Here is a 14,646-nt window from a genome sequence, read left to right as displayed (position 1 = left end):
GGCGCCGGTAAAATTCAAGGCAACCGGAAAGGATAAAGCCTCCTCCGGTTGCCAGCGAAGCTTTCATCCCAAAGGACCTTTCCATGTCTATGTTCACCGCGGTCGAAATGGCGCCGCGCGACCCGATCCTCGGCCTCAACGAGCAATTTGCAGCCGACACCAACCCCAACAAGGTCAATCTCGGCGTCGGCGTGTATTACGACGACAACGGCAAGCTGCCCCTGCTGCAGTGCGTGCAGGCCGCAGAGCAGAACATGATGAAGGCCCCCTCGGCCCGCGGCTACCTGCCGATCGACGGCATCGTGGCCTACGACAACGCCGTCAAGGGCCTGGTCTTCGGCACCGACAGCGAACCCGTCACCTCGGGCCGTGTGGCCACCATCCAGGCCATCGGCGGCACCGGCGGCCTGAAGGTCGGCGCCGACTTCCTGAAGAAGCTCAACCCCAACGCCACCGTGCTGATCAGCGACCCAAGCTGGGAAAACCACCGTGCGCTGTTCACCAACGCCGGCTTCACGGTCGAGAGCTACCCCTACTACGACGCCGCCCAGCGCGGCATCAACTTCGACGGCATGCTGGCCGCCCTGAACGCGGCACCGGCCGGCACCATCGTCGTGCTGCACGCCTGCTGCCACAACCCGACCGGCTACGACATCACGCCCGAGCAATGGGACCAGGTCGTTGCGGCCGTCAAGGCCAAGGGCCTCGTGCCCTTCCTCGACATGGCCTACCAAGGCTTCGGCTACGGCCTGAAGGAAGACGGCGCGGCTGTCGCCAAGTTCGTCGACGCCGGCCTGACCTTCTTCGTCTCGACCTCGTTCTCCAAGAGCTTCAGCCTGTACGGCGAGCGCGTCGGCGCCCTGTCGGTGCTGTGCGAGAACAAGGAAGAAGCCGGCCGCGTGCTGTCGCAACTCAAGATCGCCATCCGCACCAACTACAGCAACCCGCCGATTCACGGCGGCGCCGTGGTGGCCGCGGTGCTGGGCACCCCCGAGCTGCGCGCCCTGTGGGAAAAGGAACTGGGCGAGATGCGCGTGCGCATCAAGGCCATGCGCCAGAAGCTGGTCGACGGCCTGAAGGCCGCCGGGGTGAAGGAAGACATGAGCTTCATCACCACCCAGATCGGCATGTTCAGCTACTCGGGCCTGACCAAGGACCAGATGGTGCGCCTGCGCAACGAGTTCGGCGTGTACGGCACCGACACCGGCCGCATGTGCGTCGCCGCGCTCAACAGCAAGAACATCGACTACGTCTGCGCGTCGATTGCGAAGGTCATCTAGGTGACAACCGGGTGTGAGTGAATCGACTTTTTGACGATTCGTTCACATTCGGCCACAGAAGCCGAATCCAGCCCGCTTCGGGCTAGGGTTCGGCCCCCTGCGCCGCGGCAAATGCACTGATATATTGCACTGCAACATCCACTCAAAGACCCGCGATGCTCTATCAACTCTACGAAGCCCAGCGTTCCCTGATGGAGCCCTTCTCGGACTTCGCCCAGGCCGCCTCCAAGCTCTACGGTCCCGGCGCCGTCTGGAGCCAACTGCCGATGGCACAGCGCATGGCCGCCGGCTATGACCTGCTGTACCGGCTGGGCAAGGACTACGAGAAGCCCGAGTTCAACATCAAGTCCGTCAAGGTCGACGGCGAAGAGGTCGTGATCCAGGAGGCCGTCGAGCTCGACAAGCCCTTCTGCGAACTGCGCCGCTTCAAGCGCTTCACCGACGAACCGCACATCCTCAAGACGCTCAAGAGCCAGCCCGTGGTGCTGATCGTGGCGCCGCTGTCGGGCCACTACGCCACGCTGCTGCGCGACACCGTGCGCACCATGCTGCAGGACCACAAGGTCTACATCACCGACTGGAAGAACGCGCGCCTGGTGCCGCTGTCCGACGGCGAGTTCCACCTGGACGACTACATCAACTACGTGCAGGAGTTCATCCGCCGCCTGCAGGCCGAGTACGGCAACTGCCACGTGGTGAGCGTGTGCCAGCCCACCGTGCCGGTGCTGGCTGCCGTGTCGCTCATGGCCAGCCGCGGCGAGCCGCTGCCCCTCACGATGACCATGATGGGCGGCCCGATCGACGCGCGCAAATCGCCCACGGCCGTGAACAACCTCGCGACCAACAAGAGCTTCGAGTGGTTCGAGAACAACGTGATCTACCGCGTGCCACAAGGCTTCCCTGGCGCGGGCCGCAAGGTCTACCCGGGCTTCCTGCAGCACACGGGCTTCGTGGCCATGAACCCCGACCGCCACGCCAGCAGCCACTACGACTACTTCAAGGACCTGATCAAGGGTGACGACGCCAGCGCCGAAGCCCACCGCAAGTTCTACGACGAGTACAACGCCGTGCTCGACATGGACGCGGACTACTACCTGGAGACCATCCGCACCGTGTTCCAGGACTTCGACCTGGTCAACGGCACCTGGGACGTGAAGAGCCCCGCCGGCCAGGTGGAGCGCGTGCGTCCGCAGGACATCCACGCCACCGCCCTGCTCACCGTCGAAGGCGAGCTCGACGACATCTCCGGCTCGGGCCAGACCCAGGCCGCGCACAGCCTGTGCACCGGCATCGCCGACGGCAAGCGCGAGCACTACGAGGTCAAGGGCGCGGGCCACTACGGCATCTTCAGCGGCCGCCGCTGGCGCGATCTGGTCTACCCGAAGGTGCGCAACTTCATCGCCGCCAGCGACGAGCCCCAGCGCCGCGCCGGCGCGCGCGAAGAGCTGCCGGCCGAAGACCGCATCAAGCCCGGCCAGAAGCTGAAGGCCGTGGCCACCGCCGCGGCCCGCAAGACGCCGGTCGCCGCCAAGAAGGCCGTCGCCGTGAAAGCCGCGCCGGCTGCCAAGAAGCCGGCCGCAGCGGCAAAGAAGCCCCGCGCCAGCGCCGCGCGCTGAGCCGCGCGCATCACCCACCGTGAACGGGCTGGCCGCACGCATCAACGACGCACTGCCTCAAACGCAGTGCACACGGTGCGGCTACCCCGATTGCGCGGGTTATGCGCAGGCCATCGCCGACGGCGAGGCCGGCATCAACCAGTGCCCGCCGGGCGGCGCCGAAGGCATCGAGCGCCTCGCGCTGCTCACCGGCCGCCCCGCGCTGCCGCTCGACCCGCAGTTCGGCACCGAAGGCCCGCGCGCCATGGCGGTCATCGACGAAGCTTGGTGCATCGGCTGCACGCTGTGCCTCGACGCCTGCCCGACCGACGCGATCATCGGCATCCACAAGCGCATGCACACGGTGATCGAGGCGCACTGCACGGGCTGCGAGCTGTGCATTCCGGTGTGCCCGGTCGATTGCATCTCGCTCGAGGTTGAAACACCCGGCCGCAGCGGCTGGCAGGCGTGGTCGCAGGCACAGGCCGAGGCCGCATTGCAGCGCTACAAGCTGCACGCCCAACATCGCGAGACCGCGAAGCGTGAGGCCGAACCCGCGCCTGCCGCCGCCGAACCGCAGGCCGCCGACACGCGCAAGCGCTCCATCGTCGAAGCCGCCCTGGCGCGTGCCCGCGCCGCCGCCGAACAGCGCCAAGGAGCAGCGAAACCATGACCCTCGACACCCTGCTGATCTATGCCGTCGCCTCGCTCGCCCTGGCGGTGATTCCCGGCCCGACCATGCTGCTGGCGCTGTCCAACGGCATCGACGGCGGCATGCGCCGCGCCAGCTGGGGCATCGCGGGCGCGTCGCTGGGCAGCGTCTCGCTGATCGCGGTCGTGGCGCTCGGGCTGGGCTCGCTGCTCGCGGCCTCGGAATGGCTCTTCAACGCGATCCGCGTCGCGGGCGTGGCCTACCTGGTGTGGCTCGGCATCAAGCTGTGGCGCAGCGAAGCGACCGACCTGGGCACGGCGCTGGCCAAGTCGGCCATCGAGGTCCGTCCGCATGGGCGCATCGCCCTCATGCGCAGCCTGATGGTGGCGCTGTCCAACCCGAAGACGGTGCTGTTCTTCGCCGCCTTCCTGCCCCAGTTCATCGACACCGCCAAGCCCCAGGGCATGCAGTACCTGGTGCTGGGCGCGATCTTCGTGGTGCTCGACACCTGCGTGATGCTGGCCTATGCCGGCGCCGGCACGCAAGCCGTGCGCTGGCTCTCGCGCCGCGGCCTCAAGGTGCTCAACCGCAGCTGCGCGGTCGGCATGTGGCTGCTGGCCGCCACCCTCGCCTTCTGGCGCCGACCGGCCTGAGCCTCGTCGAACTCAGCCCTTCTGCGGGCGCTTGAACAGCAACAGCAGCACGCCCGCCAGCACGACGCCCACGGCGTACCACTCGAAGCGCGTGACCGTCTCGTGGGCGATCCACACGCCCAGCAGCATCGCGATCACCGGGTTGACGAAGGTGTAGCTCGCCGCCAGCCCGGCCGGCGCCTGCGCGAGCAGCACCATGTAGGCATTGAACGCGATCAGCGAGCCGAACACCACGAGGTAGACCCACGCCCCCAGCGCCACCGGCTGCGGCGGCCAACTCATCGTTTCGCCCGACACCGCGGCCAGCACCATCAGCACCACACCGCCGCACAGCATCTCGCTCGCAAAGCCCATCGCGCCGGGCGCCAGTGGCAGCTTGCGCTGGCTCAGCACACTGCCGAGCGACCAGCACACGCAGGCCACGCAGATCGCCACCAACCCCTCGGGCGAAGCCTTGAAGCCGCTGCCCTGCGTGAGCATCAGCACGCCGACGAGCCCGAGCGCAATGCCGGCCGCTTCGAGCCGGGCCGGCTTCACGCCCCAGATCAGGTTCAACAGCGCAATCAGCAACGGAATGACGGCAATGAACGCCACCACCAGCCCCGAGCCGATCGACACCTCGGCCAGCGCCGTGCCGCCCATGCCACCGCCGAGCATCAGCGCGCCAACGACCAGCGCATTGCGCCATTGGAGGCGCGTCGGCCAGGGCGTGCCGCGCCAGCGCATCCACGCCGCCAGCAGCACGCCCGCGACCAGGAAGCGCGAGCCCATCTGCAGGAACGGCGGAAAGCTGATGAGCGCGTACTTGATGGCCAGGTAGGTCGAGCCCCAGACCACCCAGGTGGCGGCCAGGCACAGCCACAGCAGCGGCGTCAGCCGGGGGCGCGAGGAGGAAGCGGCAGGCGCGGCCTGCGCGGGCGTGGCGAGTGTCGACATATCGAGGGTGTCTCTTCTTGGTATCGGATGCCCGTCATGGTATGAAAGCCATGGCTCGGCAGCCATGCGAATTTCATGGTTCTGCTCGCACCGCACCGTCGAATTAAAGGACTTCCATGGACTTCACCTTGACCCCCACGCTGGACGCCCACGACACCCGCATCCTGGCCGAACTGCAGGCCGACGCCCGCCTGAGCATGGCCGAGCTGGGCCGCCGCGTGCACCTGAGCCAGCCGGCCGTGACCGAGCGCGTGAAAAAGCTGGAAGCCGCCGGCGTCATCACCGGCTACCGCGCCACCGTGAACCTCACGCGGCTGGGCTACGGCATTCGCGGGATCATCCGCGTCGGGCGGGCCGACTACGACCTCGTGGTGAAGCTGGTGCAGGAGACGCCCGAGTGCGTCAATGCCTACAACGTGACCGGCGAGGACAGCTGGATCCTCGAGATCGCGGTGATCGACGTGCCGCACCTCGATGCGGTGCTCGCCAAGTTCTGCATCCTGACCGAGACCGCGACCTCGATCATCCTGAACCCGGCGCGCGAGCACCAGCCGATGCTGCCGCCGCAGCGCGCCGACGTGAAGCCGCCGGTGCGCAAGGCGCTCAGCGCGTAGCGGCGAGCGCGTTGAAGGCCGTCACCACCTCGGGCGGCGCCTGCACCATCTCGACCAGCACGCCCTCGCCCGAAATCGGGAACTCGTCGTTGGCCTTCGGGTGCAAAAAGCAGATGTCGAAACCGGCCGCGCCCTTGCGGATGCCGCCCGGCGCAAAGCGCACGCCCTGCGCCGTGAGCCATTCGACGGCCTTGGGCAGGTCGTCGATCCACAGGCCGACGTGGTTCAGCGGCGTGGTGTGCACCGCCGGCTTCTTCTCGGGGTCCAGCGGCTGCATCAGGTCGACCTCGACCTTGAACGGGCCGCTGCCCATCGAACAGATGTCTTCGTCGACGTTCTCGCGCTCGCTGCGGAAGGTGCCCGTCACCTCGAGCCCCAGCATGTCGACCCACAGCTTCTGCAGCCGCAGCTTGTCGGGGCCGCCGATGGCGATCTGCTGGATGCCCAGCACCTTGAAGGGACGCGGCGTGGTCATGCGCAGCCGCCTTCTTCCGCCTGCTCCTGCGTGCGGTGCGAGCGCAGGCCGAGCTTGCGCAGCAGCTGCACGTCGGCGTCGACGTCGGGGTTGCCGGTGACCAGCAGCTTGTCGCCGTAGAAGATCGAGTTGGCGCCGGCCATGAAGCACAGGGCCTGCACCGCCTCGCCCATCTGCTGGCGGCCGGCCGACAGGCGCACGCGCGCGGTCGGCATGGTGATGCGCGCCACGGCGATCATGCGCACGAAGTCGAAGGGATCGACCGGCTCCGAGTCGGCCAGCGGCGTGCCGGGCACACGCACCAGGCTGTTGATCGGCACCGACTCCGGGTACGGGTCCATGTTCGCGAGCTGGGCGATCAGCCCGGCGCGGTGCACCGGCTGCTCGCCCATGCCCACGATGCCGCCGCAGCACACGCTGATGCCGGCGCTGCGCACGGCCGCCAGCGTGTCCAGGCGGTCCTGGTAGGTGCGCGTGTCGACCACGTCGGTGTAGTACTCGGGCGCGGTGTCCAGGTTGTGGTTGTAGTAGTCCAGGCCCGCGGCCTTGAGCTGCTGCGCGTGGTGCGGCTCCAGCATGCCCAGCGTGGCGCAGGTCTGCAGGCCCAGGCCCTTCACGGCCTCGACCAGCACCGCCACCTTCTCGACGTCGCGGTCCTTGGGCGCGCGCCATGCGGCGCCCATGCAAAAGCGCGTGGCGCCGGCGTCCTTGGCGGCCTGCGCGGCGCGCACCACCTCGTCGACCTCCATGAGCTTTTGCGCCTTCACGCCGGTGTCGAACTCGGCCGACTGCGGGCAGTAGCCGCAGTTCTCGGGGCAGCCGCCGGTCTTCACCGACAGCAGCGTGGCCAGCTCGATGTCGCCCTCGGGGAAATGCCGGCGGTGCACGGTCTGCGCCTCGAACAGCAGCTCCATGAAAGGCTTGTCTAGCAGCGCCTGGATGGCCTCCACGGACCAGGGGCCCTGGGGCGTCGCCACGGCCTTGGCCGGGCGGTGCAGCGTGATTGCCGCTTGTTGCAGGTCGTTGGCACCCATCAGTTGAACTCCAGAATGATTTGGTCGACGGCGAGCGATTCGCCCTTGGCCGCCGAGATCTTGCCCACCACGCCGTCCTGCGTGGCGAACAGCACGTTTTCCATCTTCATGGCCTCGATCACGGCCAGCTTCTCGCCGGCCTGAACCTGTTGCCCCGGCTGCACCGACACCTCGACCAGCAGGCCCGGCATCGGCGACATCAGGAACTTGCTCAGGTCGGGCGGCGCCTTGTAGGGCATCAGCTCGAGCAGGCGCGCGCCCAGCGGCGACAGCACCATGGTCTCGATCTGCGTGCCGTCGTGCGACACGCGCAGCGCCAGCGGGTTCTTGCCCGCGCCGCGCTCCACCTGCGCCGTGAAGGGCTTGCCGTTGGCCGCGCCCTGCACGCGCACCGCGCCCAGCGCGAAGTCGCTCTCGATCTGGTAGCGCTTGTCGCCCACCGTGACGGCGCTGGCGCCGGTCTTGCCCTGGAAGTCGCTCACCGACACCGCGTGGTGCACGTGCTTGCCCTCGGGGCCCAGCTCGACCACCACGAACTGCTCGCCCACCTTCACGCCGTGGCCCGCGAGCTGCCCGCTGATGCCCGAGGCGCGCGCGCGGTAGCGGCGGTTGACGAAGGCGGCCAGTGCTACCAGGAACGCCGGATCGGCATGCGGCACGTCTTCCGCATGGAAGCCCTTGCCGTAGTGCTCGGCGATGAAGCCGGTGTTGAAATCGCCGGCCACGAACTTCGGGTGCGCGAGCAGCGCCGCCTGGAACGGGATGTTGCTGCTGATGCCGCGGATCACGAAGCCGTTGAGCGCCTCGCGCATGAGCGCGATCGCCTCGTTGCGGTCCTTGCCGTGCACGATGAGCTTGGCGATCATCGAGTCGTAGTACATCGGGATCTCGCCGCCGTCGTACACGCCGGTGTCCACGCGCACGCCGTGCAGGTGGCCGGCGTCGCTCGCGAACATGCTCTCGGCCGGCGGCTGGAACTTCACCAGGCGGCCCGTCGACGGCAGGAAGTTGCGGAACGGGTCTTCGGCGTTGATGCGGCACTCGATGGCCCAGCCGTCGCGCTTCACGTCGGCCTGCGCCAGCGGCAGCTTCTCGCCGGCCGCCACGCGGATCATCAGCTCGACCAGGTCCAGGCCGGTGATGCACTCCGTCACCGGGTGCTCCACCTGCAGGCGCGTGTTCATCTCCAGGAAGTAGAAGCTCTGGTCCTTACCGACCACGAACTCCACCGTGCCTGCGCTCTGGTACTTCACGGCCTTGGCCAGCGCCACGGCCTGCTCGCCCATTGCCTTGCGCGTGGCGTCGGTGATGAAGGGCGACGGCGCCTCCTCGATCACCTTCTGGTGGCGGCGCTGGATGGAGCACTCGCGCTCGTTCAGGTAGATCACGTTGCCGTGCGAATCGCCCAGCACCTGGATCTCGATGTGGCGCGGCTCCTCGACGAACTTCTCGATGAACACGCGGTCGTCGCCGAAGGAATTGCGCGCCTCGTTGCGGCACGAGGTGAAGCCCTCGAAGGCTTCCTTGTCGTTGAAGGCCACGCGCAGGCCCTTGCCGCCGCCGCCGGCCGAGGCCTTGATCATCACCGGGTAGCCGATGTCCTTGGCGATCTCGACGGCGCGCTCGGCCGTCTCGATGGCGTCGTTCCAGCCGGGAATGGTGTTGACCTGGGCTTCGTTCGCCAGCTTCTTCGAGGCGATCTTGTCGCCCATGGCCGCGATCGAATAGTGCTTCGGGCCGATGAAGGCAATGCCCTCTTCCTCGACCTTGCGCGCAAAGGCTTCGTTCTCCGACAGGAAGCCGTAGCCTGGGTGCACGGCCTCGGCTCCGGTCTGCTTGCAGGCCGCGATGATGCGGTCGGCCTGCAGATAGCTCTCACGGCTGGGCGCGGCACCGATGTGTACGGCCTCGTCGGCCAGCTCGACGTGGCGGGCTTCCTTGTCGGCGTCGGAGTAGACGGCGACGGTCAGGATGCCCATCTTCTTGGCGGTCTGGATGACGCGGCAGGCGATTTCGCCACGGTTGGCGATCAGGATCTTCTTGAACATGTTCTTCTTTCTCCGTGCGGCTCAGAGCGGAATGTTTCCGTGCTTGCGCCACGGGTTCTCAAGCTTCTTCTCGCGCAGCATCACGAGCGAGCGGCAGATGCGCTTGCGCGTCTCGTGCGGCAGGATCACGTCGTCGATGTAGCCGCGCGCGCCGGCCACGTACGGGTTGGCGAAGCGAGCCTTGTACTCGGCCTCGCGGGCCGCGAGCTTCTCGGGGTCGTTCTTGTCTTCGCGGAAGATGATCTCCACCGCGCCCTTGGCACCCATCACCGCGATCTCGGCGCGCGGCCAGGCCAGGTTGACGTCGCCGCGCAGGTGCTTGGAGGCCATCACGTCGTACGCACCGCCGTAGGCCTTGCGCGTGATGACGGTGATCTTGGGCACCGTGCACTCGGCATACGCGTACAGCAGCTTGGCACCGTGCTTGATGATGCCGCCGTACTCCTGGCCGGTGCCGGGCATGAAGCCGGGCACGTCGACGAAGGTGATGACGGGGATGTTGAAAGCATCGCAAAAGCGCACGAAGCGCGCCGCCTTGATGCTGCTCTTGATGTCCAGGCAGCCCGCCAGCACCAGCGGCTGGTTGGCCACGATGCCGACCGTCTGGCCTTCCATGCGCGCGAAGCCGATCACGATGTTCTTCGCGTAGTCGGGCTGCAGCTCGAAGAAGTCGCCGTCGTCCACCACCTTCAGGATCAGCTCCTTGATGTCGTAGGGCTTGTTCGGGTTGTCGGGCACCAGCGTGTCCAGCGAGTAGTCGGGCCGGTCGGCCGGGTCGCCCTGGCCGTCGTTGCCCAGGCGCACCGGCGGCTTCTCGCGGTTGTTCAGCGGCAGGTAGTTGTACAGGCGGCGCAGCATCATCAGCGCCTCGACGTCGTTCTCGAACGCCATGTCGGCCACGCCGCTGCGCGTGGTGTGGGTGATGGCGCCGCCCAGTTCTTCGGCCGTCACGCTCTCGTGCGTCACGGTCTTCACCACCTCGGGGCCGGTGACGAACATGTAGCTGCTGTCTTTCACCATGAAGATGAAGTCGGTCATGGCGGGCGAGTACACGGCGCCGCCGGCGCACGGGCCCATGATCATGCTGATCTGCGGCACCACGCCCGAGGCCATCACGTTGCGCTGGAACACGTCGGCATAGCCACCCAGCGAGGCCACGCCTTCCTGGATGCGGGCGCCGCCCGAATCGTTCAGGCCGATGACCGGTGCGCCGACCTTCATGGCCTGGTCCATCACCTTGCAGATCTTCTCGGCGTGGGCTTCGCTGAGCGCGCCGCCGAAGACCGTGAAGTCCTGGCTGAACACGAACACGAGGCGGCCGTTGATCATGCCGTAGCCCGTGACCACGCCGTCGCCGGGGATCTTCTGCTCGGCCATGCCGAAGTCGACCGAGCGGTGCTCGACGAACATGTCCCACTCTTCAAACGTGCCGTCGTCGAGCAGCAGCTCGATGCGCTCGCGCGCCGTGAGCTTGCCCTTGGCGTGCTGCGCGTCGATGCGCTTCTGCCCGCCGCCGAGTCGCGCCTGGGCGCGCTTCTTTTCGAGTTGTTCGATCAGTTCTTGCATGGTGTGCTTCCGAAGCTGTGGTTCTGGATTGCTGGGAGAGTCTTGTGGGGGCCGGGGTGTCACACCCGGGCGGTGATGGCTGCCGCGGCGAGCAGCTGGCGCGCCGCCGTCGAGGCCGGCAGGCTGCCCTGCGCCACCTGCTGCGTGAGTTGCGGCAGCAGCTCGCGCACCTGCGCGTGCTGGCGGAACGCCTGCTTGAGCCCGGCGTCGATGCGTTCCCACATCCACGCGGTGGCCTGTTTTTCGCGGCGCTTGGCGAGCTTGCCGTTGGCGGTTTGCAGCGCCTTGAATTCGAGCACGGCGTCCCAGAAGGCGTCGACGCCGGTGCCGGCGAGCGCGCTGAGCTGCAGCACCTTGGGCAGCCAGAAGCGGCGCTCCACGCCGCTGTGGGCGTCGTGCACCGCGTGCGCATGGTCGGGGTTGCCCTGGTGGCCGAAGAGGCGCAGCGCCGAGGTGATCTGGGCCTGCGCGCGCGTGGCGGCGTCGCGGTCGATGTCGGCCTTGTTGATGGCGACCAGGTCGGCCAGTTCCATCACGCCCTTCTTGATCGCCTGCAGGTCGTCGCCCGCGTTGGGCAGCTGCAGCAGCACGAACATGTCGGTCATGCCGGCCACGGCCGTTTCGCTCTGGCCCACGCCCACGGTCTCGACGATCACGATGTCGTAGCCCGCGGCCTCGCAGACCAGCATGGCTTCGCGCGTCTTCTCGGCCACGCCGCCGAGCGTGCCGCTCGAGGGGCTGGGCCGGATGTAGGCGCGCTCGTGCACCGACAGGCGCTCCATGCGCGTCTTGTCGCCCAGGATGGAGCCGCCCGACACGGTGGACGAGGGGTCGATGGTGAGCACCGCCACGCGGTGGCCCTTGCCGATCAGCAACAGGCCCAGCGTTTCGATGAAGGTCGACTTGCCCACGCCGGGCACGCCCGAGATGCCCAGGCGGAACGACTGGCCGGTGCGCGGCAGCAGCGCCGTGAGCAGTTCGTCGGCCTGCGCGCGATGGTCGGTGCGCGTCGATTCGAGCAGCGTGATCGCCTTGGCGATGGCACGCCGCTGCGCCATGCTCGGCGCATCGGCCAGCGCGCGTTCGAGCGCGCCGACGGTGTTCAGCACGCGGCCTCCGACGCCACGCGCCAGCGGTAGTGCAGGTCGACGCCCTCCTCGCCTTCGAGCACGAAGCCGTGCCGCTGGTAGAAGCGGTTGGCGTCGCTCTGCACGAGCGCGGTGAGCTTGATGTCCAGCTTCTGTTCGCGCGCCTGCGCCTTGGCCCAGCGCAGCGCCCATTCGCCGATGCCGCGCCCCTGGAAGCCGGTGCGCAGGTACAGGTGATCGAGGCGCAGCGCATCCGCGTCCTCGGGCTTGAGCGTGATGAAGCCCAGGCGCTGCTCACCGTCGAGCACGATGTGGTGCATGTACGGCACCACGAAACCGGCCGACAGGCGCTCGCGCGAGCGCGTGAGGTCGAAACGGCCGACGCGCTCCAGGCTCGGACGCATCGCATCGATGCGCACGGCCAGCATGTCTTCGAAATCGCTGGAATCCACGGGCTGCAGCGACAGCCGCGACAAGAGATCGCCCACGTCGATTCGTCTCAGACTGCGACGGCCGCGCGGATCTGCTCCAGCACGTCCTTGGCGCTGGCCGGGATGGGCGTGCCAGGGCCATAGATGCCCTTGACGCCGGCTTCGTACAGGAAGTCGTAGTCCTGGCGCGGAATCACGCCGCCGACGAAGACGATGATGTCGTCCGCGCCCTGCTTGCGCAGCTCTTCGATGATGGCTGGCACCAGCGTCTTGTGGCCGGCGGCGAGCGTGCTCACGCCCACGGCGTGCACGTCGTTCTCGATGGCCTGGCGCGCGCATTCTTCGGGCGTCTGGAACAGCGGGCCCATGTCGACGTCGAAGCCCAGGTCTGCGAACGCGGTGGCAACGACCTTCGCGCCCCGGTCGTGGCCGTCCTGGCCCAGCTTGGAAATCATCACGCGCGGGCGGCGGCCTTGCGCTTCGGCGAAGTCGTTGATCTCGGTCTTGAGCGCTTCCCAGCCTTCGGCCGAGTCATAGGCGGCAGCGTACACACCGGTCACCTTCTGCGTGTCGGCGCGATGGCGGCCGAATGATTTTTCGAGGGCGTCGGAAATCTCGCCGACGGTGGCACGCGCACGTACCGCGTCGATGCTCAGCGCCAGCAGGTTGCCGGTGTTGTTCTCGGCGGCGTCGGTGAGCGCGTCGAGCGCGGCCTGCACCTTGGCGTTGTCGCGCGAAGCGCGGATGCTTTGCAGGCGCGCCACCTGCTGCTCGCGCACCTTCACGTTGTCGATCGACAGGCTGTCGATCGCATCTTCGTTCTTGAGCTTGTACTTGTTGACGCCGACGATCACGTCCTTGCCCGAGTCGATGCGCGCCTGCTTCTCGGCGGCGGCGGCCTCGATCTTGAGCTTGGCCCAGCCGCTGTCGACGGCCTTGGTCATGCCGCCCATCGCCTCGACCTCTTCGATGATGGTCCAGGCGGCATCGGCCATGTCCTGCGTGAGCTTCTCCATCATGTAGCTGCCGGCCCAGGGGTCGATCACGTTCGTGATGTGCGTCTCTTCCTGGATGATGAGCTGCGTGTTGCGCGCGATGCGGGCGCTGAACTCGGTGGGCAGCGCAATGGCTTCGTCGAGCGCGTTGGTGTGCAGGCTCTGCGTGCCGCCGAACACCGCGGCCATCGCCTCGATGGTGGTGCGCACCACGTTGTTGTACGGGTCCTGCTCGGTGAGCGACCAGCCAGACGTTTGGCAGTGCGTGCGCAGCATCAGGCTCTTGGGGTTCTTGGGGTTGAACTCCTTCATGATGCGGCACCACAGCAGACGCGCCGCGCGCATCTTGGCCACTTCGAGGTAGAAGTTCATGCCGATGGCCCAGAAGAAGCTCAGGCGGCCGGCAAAGCCGTCGACGTCGAGACCCTTGGCCAGCGCGGTCTTCACGTACTCCTTGCCGTCGGCCAGCGTGAACGCGAGCTCCAGCGCCTGGTTGGCGCCGGCTTCCTGCATGTGATAGCCGCTGATCGAGATCGAGTTGAACTTGGGCATCTTCTGCGCCGTGTACTCGATGATGTCGCCAATGATCCGCATGCTCGGCGCCGGCGGAAAGATGTACGTGTTGCGGACCATGAACTCCTTGAGGATGTCGTTCTGGATGGTTCCGCTCAGCTGGTCTTGCGCCACGCCCTGCTCTTCGGCCGCGACCACGTAGCCCGCCAGCACCGGCAGCACGGCGCCGTTCATCGTCATGGACACGCTCACCTTGTCGAGCGGGATCTGGTCGAACAGGATCTTCATGTCCTCGACCGAGTCGATCGCCACGCCGGCCTTGCCGACGTCACCGGTCACGCGGGGATGGTCGCTGTCGTAGCCGCGGTGGGTGGCCAGGTCGAAGGCCACGCTCACGCCCTGGCCGCCGGCGGCCAGCGCCTTGCGGTAGAACGCGTTCGATTCCTCGGCGGTGGAGAAGCCGGCGTACTGGCGAATGGTCCAGGGGCGCACCGCGTACATGGTGGCCTGCGGGCCGCGCAGGTAGGGCTCGAAGCCGGGCAGCGTGTCGGTGTACTTCAGGCCTTGCAGGTCGGCCGCGGTGTACAGCGGCTTCACGCTGATGCCGTCGGGCGTGATCCAGTTCAGCGCATTCACGTCGCCGCCGGGCGCCGACTTGGCGGCGGACTTGGCCCAGGCGTCGAGATCGGCCGGCTTGTAGGTGGGTTCGGGTGTGCTGCTGCTCATGGAAGGCGCCGCTCCAGGCGGTGGTCTGACGGGATTCGCA

At 67.5% G+C, this 14,646-nt stretch carries 13 protein-coding genes; 5 read left to right on the top strand and 8 right to left on the bottom strand.

All coding sequences use genetic code 11. The features are described from left to right. The first annotated feature begins 83 nt into the window (after positions 1-83). The 4 genes from VBO01S_RS09115 to VBO01S_RS09100 all read left to right on the top strand — a co-directional run bounded on the left by VBO01S_RS09115 (position 84) and on the right by VBO01S_RS09100 (position 4,180). A complete protein-coding gene (locus tag VBO01S_RS09115; protein ID WP_062473226.1) occupies positions 84-1,280 on the top strand; it encodes an amino acid aminotransferase in 1,197 nt (398 codons plus the stop codon). 155 nt (positions 1,281-1,435) lie between these two features. Further along, positions 1,436-2,896 carry a polyhydroxyalkanoate depolymerase gene (locus tag VBO01S_RS09110; RefSeq protein ID WP_062473224.1) on the top strand — a complete coding sequence of 487 codons (1,461 nt, stop codon included), beginning with the start codon at positions 1,436-1,438 and terminating at the stop codon, positions 2,894-2,896. A 19-nt stretch (positions 2,897-2,915) separates the two neighbouring features. Continuing rightward, positions 2,916-3,548 carry an RnfABCDGE type electron transport complex subunit B gene (locus VBO01S_RS09105; RefSeq protein ID WP_062473223.1) on the top strand — a complete coding sequence of 211 codons (633 nt, stop codon included), beginning with the start codon at positions 2,916-2,918 and terminating at the stop codon, positions 3,546-3,548. Then, positions 3,545-4,180, top strand: coding sequence for a LysE family translocator (locus VBO01S_RS09100; RefSeq protein WP_062473221.1), 636 nt, complete (start codon positions 3,545-3,547; stop codon positions 4,178-4,180). The genes VBO01S_RS09105 and VBO01S_RS09100 overlap by 4 nt, the downstream gene beginning before the upstream one ends. Before the next feature lie 12 nt (positions 4,181-4,192). Here the strand turns inward: VBO01S_RS09100 and yedA are convergent, their stop codons facing one another. Then, positions 4,193-5,116, bottom strand: a complete 924-nt coding sequence (gene yedA / locus VBO01S_RS09095) for a drug/metabolite exporter YedA (protein ID WP_062473219.1) — start codon at positions 5,114-5,116, stop codon at positions 4,193-4,195. A gap of 116 nt (positions 5,117-5,232) precedes the next feature. Here yedA and VBO01S_RS09090 point away from each other — a divergent pair, with 116 nt between their 5' ends. Continuing rightward, entirely contained in the window at positions 5,233-5,730 is a 498-nt protein-coding gene (locus VBO01S_RS09090; protein WP_062473217.1) for an Lrp/AsnC family transcriptional regulator, read from the top strand. Here VBO01S_RS09090 and VBO01S_RS09085 read toward each other — a convergent pair. Genes VBO01S_RS09085 through scpA form a run of 7 tightly spaced genes read right to left on the bottom strand, consistent with a single transcriptional unit; the run spans position 5,720 to position 14,606 of the window. Next, a complete protein-coding gene (locus VBO01S_RS09085) occupies positions 5,720-6,205 on the bottom strand; it encodes a VOC family protein (RefSeq protein ID WP_056580047.1) in 486 nt (161 codons plus the stop codon). The genes VBO01S_RS09090 and VBO01S_RS09085 overlap by 11 nt on opposite strands. Further along, entirely contained in the window at positions 6,202-7,239 is a 1,038-nt protein-coding gene (gene bioB / locus VBO01S_RS09080) for a biotin synthase BioB (RefSeq protein ID WP_062473215.1), read from the bottom strand. The genes VBO01S_RS09085 and bioB overlap by 4 nt, the downstream gene beginning before the upstream one ends. Then, positions 7,239-9,287 (bottom strand): acetyl-CoA carboxylase biotin carboxylase subunit, encoded by a 2,049-nt coding sequence (gene accC / locus VBO01S_RS09075; protein WP_062473213.1) that lies wholly within the window; start codon positions 9,285-9,287, stop codon positions 7,239-7,241. The genes bioB and accC overlap by 1 nt, the downstream gene beginning before the upstream one ends. Positions 9,288-9,308: 21 nt before the next feature. Beyond that, a complete protein-coding gene (locus tag VBO01S_RS09070; protein ID WP_062473211.1) occupies positions 9,309-10,853 on the bottom strand; it encodes an acyl-CoA carboxylase subunit beta in 1,545 nt (514 codons plus the stop codon). A 59-nt stretch (positions 10,854-10,912) separates the two neighbouring features. Beyond that, complete coding sequence (meaB, locus tag VBO01S_RS09065) at positions 10,913-11,911, bottom strand: methylmalonyl Co-A mutase-associated GTPase MeaB (RefSeq protein WP_370680676.1); 999 nt, start codon at positions 11,909-11,911, stop codon at positions 10,913-10,915. 44 nt (positions 11,912-11,955) lie between these two features. Then, positions 11,956-12,429, bottom strand: coding sequence for a GNAT family N-acetyltransferase (locus tag VBO01S_RS09060; RefSeq protein WP_062473207.1), 474 nt, complete (start codon positions 12,427-12,429; stop codon positions 11,956-11,958). Positions 12,430-12,440: 11 nt separating this feature from the next. Then, entirely contained in the window at positions 12,441-14,606 is a 2,166-nt protein-coding gene (scpA, locus tag VBO01S_RS09055; protein ID WP_062473205.1) for a methylmalonyl-CoA mutase, read from the bottom strand. Between the last annotated feature and the right edge of the window lie 40 nt (positions 14,607-14,646).

This window comes from Variovorax boronicumulans NBRC 103145 (assembly GCF_001591345.1).
GTDB lineage: Bacteria > Pseudomonadota > Gammaproteobacteria > Burkholderiales > Burkholderiaceae_C > Variovorax > Variovorax boronicumulans.
The sequence above is the reverse complement of the archived record's forward strand: the minus strand, read 5'-3'. Positions and strand labels throughout refer to the sequence as shown.